Source organism: Edaphobacter aggregans DSM 19364 (genome assembly GCF_000745965.1).
Taxonomy (GTDB): Bacteria; Acidobacteriota; Terriglobia; order Terriglobales; family Acidobacteriaceae; genus Edaphobacter; species Edaphobacter aggregans.
Map to the genome: position 1 here is coordinate 1 of NZ_JQKI01000286.1, position 2758 is coordinate 2758.

Sequence of the window (2758 nt, forward strand, 5' to 3'; positions counted from 1 at the left end):
GGCATCGCGAACCAGGCGCTCGACATCCTGTCGAAGTGACTCCTCAGGTCGGCTAGGTGTAGGCGTTGACCAGTTTGGACAGTTCGGCGCGGGTGGCGGCGTGCTTGGGATCGTCGGCGAGATTGGTGAGTTCCATGGGGTCGCCGTGGACCTGGAAACAGCCCTTCCTCCGAAGAAGCTGTGACAGCCTAGAAGGACAAGAGGCAACCAAAAGGGCTCCCCAAGCGGGGGAGTACTTTCGAGTATGGGCACGACAATCAGGCGACCGCATTGGTCTCCGCTGGTATGACGAAGATGCCTGAGGCATGGCTACCGCGTGAATCTGAAACGAACTTCGTGCGAAACGGGGATTTCGGCAAGTTCGACCCGCCGAGACCTGCTGGCCGAGTGAACTTGCTGGAAAGGCGACTTTGCGGGAGGTTATGGTGATCGCGCTGTCCATATGCGAGTCCGCTGCCATGCCGCTGCCAAAGCTACGACACTCAACGCAAAGCACCAAATGGAGGGCGCAAGAAGCCGCAGCAGAATTAGATCAGTCCAGCTCAAAACACTGCGACTGTAGCTCCACCACCACCGGATGGCATGAATAAAGCCGTCTAAACCCAAAAAGATCAGTGACGCCGCCAAGAGGTACAGGAACAGCGCTTTGATCGGCTCTTTCTGAGCTTTCGTACCTGCACACCGCTTATCAAGATAAGACCCGACTAGCCACCACCACAAAAGGATGGCCGGAAAGAGCACGAAGTAATGCCTAGGCACCAACAGAGCCAGAAGGCGCGAAATCGGGTTAGCGATTAGATAGGCAGGAGCGTTGATAGCTAATAGAAACGTGTCCGGCGTTTGATATGGCCATAGGGGCGCGCCGGTGTCCCAAGCCATTCCCATGGACATTATGATGCGTTGATTGTGAATATCCCACGCCATCAGAACCGCGCTTATTGCGCCCATCACAATCGGAAGGGCGAACCTAAATGAAAGTTTCATCTTCCGCCACGATACTTATTTGAGAACGACAATGCACGAGAAACGGGGTTTTGAGAAAGTTCCCAGCGAGTTACCGAAATCGAGACTTTTCAGGAACAACTGGAATACGCGCTGGTGTGAAAGAAACGTTGATCAGCCTAATGCTCCTATGCCACACTCAAGCCTGTGAAGACTCTCCGGTACATCGAACTTAAGAGCGGTCATTTGGACAACGGTCCCGCTTGGATCGGCTACGTGAGTACGTCGAAAACTGGCCGGACAGTATATTTCGACGGCCGAGGTTTGATGAAGCTTAAGGGCCAGCGACGCGGTGAATCTGGCGGGAATTACATCGATATGGAGACCGGCGAATCCTTTTGGGTTTCAGGCGTAAAGAAGAATGGTGAAGACCGCCATTGGGCGGGGTCGGGCAAGGTCCTGGTCGAGGCCGCCGCAGTGCCTGAATACTTGCAGACAATCGACGCCAAAACTTTAGACACGACGAAATGTGAGGTAACCAACTCAATCCGCCAGACAGACATCGTGAGACTCTCGAAACTGGCGAACACAGCTGGCAAGGGATGGGGCGATAACCCAGACCCATACTCATTCATCCGCAACGTGACCATGTCTTCTCCTAAAGAGTAGGATTTACGGCGGTCCAAGCGTGGGATGCAAAGCTGGCGTCAACCTCCCGCGAAACGGGGTTTTGACCAACTTGGAACATTCCGAACCTGACTCTGGGGGAACAGACTATTCCCGCCGCGACTACTCCTGACTACACACGCTTTACGAACTCAGCGCAAAAAAGCCCACTCTAAATCCAGCCCACTGGAGTGCTGCGGTGATGTTACGCAGTACTCTCTGTCTGGTTTCGTCGTCGAGGGGTGTATTCGGCGGATTAGTCCAAAAGAGCGTGAGGTTCAAGAAAATGTCCATCTGGCCCGCTGCTCCTTCACCGCCGAGAATCAGATGTCGTCCCTCTTCACGATAGTCATATGTGTCGATCCTCCATGTACTACCGGACTACGACAATGACCATCCTTCCTCACAAACGATTGTGTTTTTGAACCACAGTTTACGTAGAACTGGAAGTGGGTGGATCGTTGGCTGTATGACAGCGGTCTTAGCCTGACTCGGGTCGTACGGCTCGCTGGCATCAAGAATGGACATAGGCTGGACCAAATCTAACAGCCACCTCAACGATTGAACATCCCGGGAAACGGGGTTTTCAGTAACTTCGATTTGGCCAACCTTTGGGCAGACCCAAAGTCCAGCGATTCGAGCTGCAAAAAGGGACTGCGATTGGCTACCGATCTCCGGCATCACGCCGCAGGTTTGAGTACCGCACGGTACAGGGTTGATCGGGCGATGCCGAAGCGGGCTGCGATTTCGGCCACAGGGATATCTGCGGTTTTGAGTAGGGCGCGTATGGTCTTAATCTCTTTAGGAGAGAACTTCGCCGGGCGACCTCCTTTGCTGTCGTTTTTCCTTTACTAGTAGAAAGTCGCCGTTTTTGCTGCCGCTCGTACCCTTAACTAGTAGAAATCCTGATCCGTAACTAGTAGAAAAGGGCTCATACTAGGAGAATTCCACACCATCGATCAGGTCGGGGCTCCGCCGGCCGGCACGGTCCTTGAAGGCTTGGCGGTCCTCGGAGCAGTGGAGCGACTTCATAGCCTTCCAAAATGCCCTTCCCTTGCCGCAATGCGATATTAGGGTGCCGCTGGCCTGGGTGGGCAAGATCAGGCTCGCGAGCACGGCGAGGATGGAACGGCGAACAGCCAGAGGTCCG

The 2758-nt window shown here is 54.2% G+C and carries 4 protein-coding genes and 1 pseudogene; 2 read left to right on the forward strand and 3 right to left on the reverse strand.

Translation table 11 applies throughout. The features are described from left to right. A partial coding sequence (locus Q363_RS43495; RefSeq protein WP_211256458.1) for a hypothetical protein occupies positions 1-184 on the forward strand: 184 nt, incomplete at its 5' end. A gap of 236 nt (positions 185-420) precedes the next feature. Here the strand turns inward: Q363_RS43495 and Q363_RS31205 are convergent. Beyond that, positions 421-984 carry a hypothetical protein gene (locus Q363_RS31205; RefSeq protein WP_035358598.1) on the reverse strand — a complete coding sequence of 188 codons (564 nt, stop codon included), beginning with the start codon at positions 982-984 and terminating at the stop codon, positions 421-423. Positions 985-1269: 285 nt separating this feature from the next. Between Q363_RS31205 and Q363_RS31210 the strand changes: the two genes are divergently transcribed. Next, positions 1270-1611 (forward strand): hypothetical protein, encoded by a 342-nt coding sequence (locus Q363_RS31210; RefSeq protein ID WP_157468051.1) that lies wholly within the window; start codon positions 1270-1272, stop codon positions 1609-1611. 677 nt (positions 1612-2288) lie between these two features. On the opposite strand, the pseudogene Q363_RS47270 reads toward Q363_RS31210, so the two are convergent. Together Q363_RS47270 and Q363_RS42495 are read right to left on the reverse strand one after the other, a co-directional pair. Then, a pseudogene (locus Q363_RS47270) lies at positions 2289-2423 on the reverse strand (helix-turn-helix domain-containing protein); the annotation flags it as partial. A gap of 121 nt (positions 2424-2544) precedes the next feature. Next, positions 2545-2758: hypothetical protein (locus tag Q363_RS42495; protein WP_169747213.1), on the reverse strand; the 214-nt coding region annotated here is incomplete at its 5' end.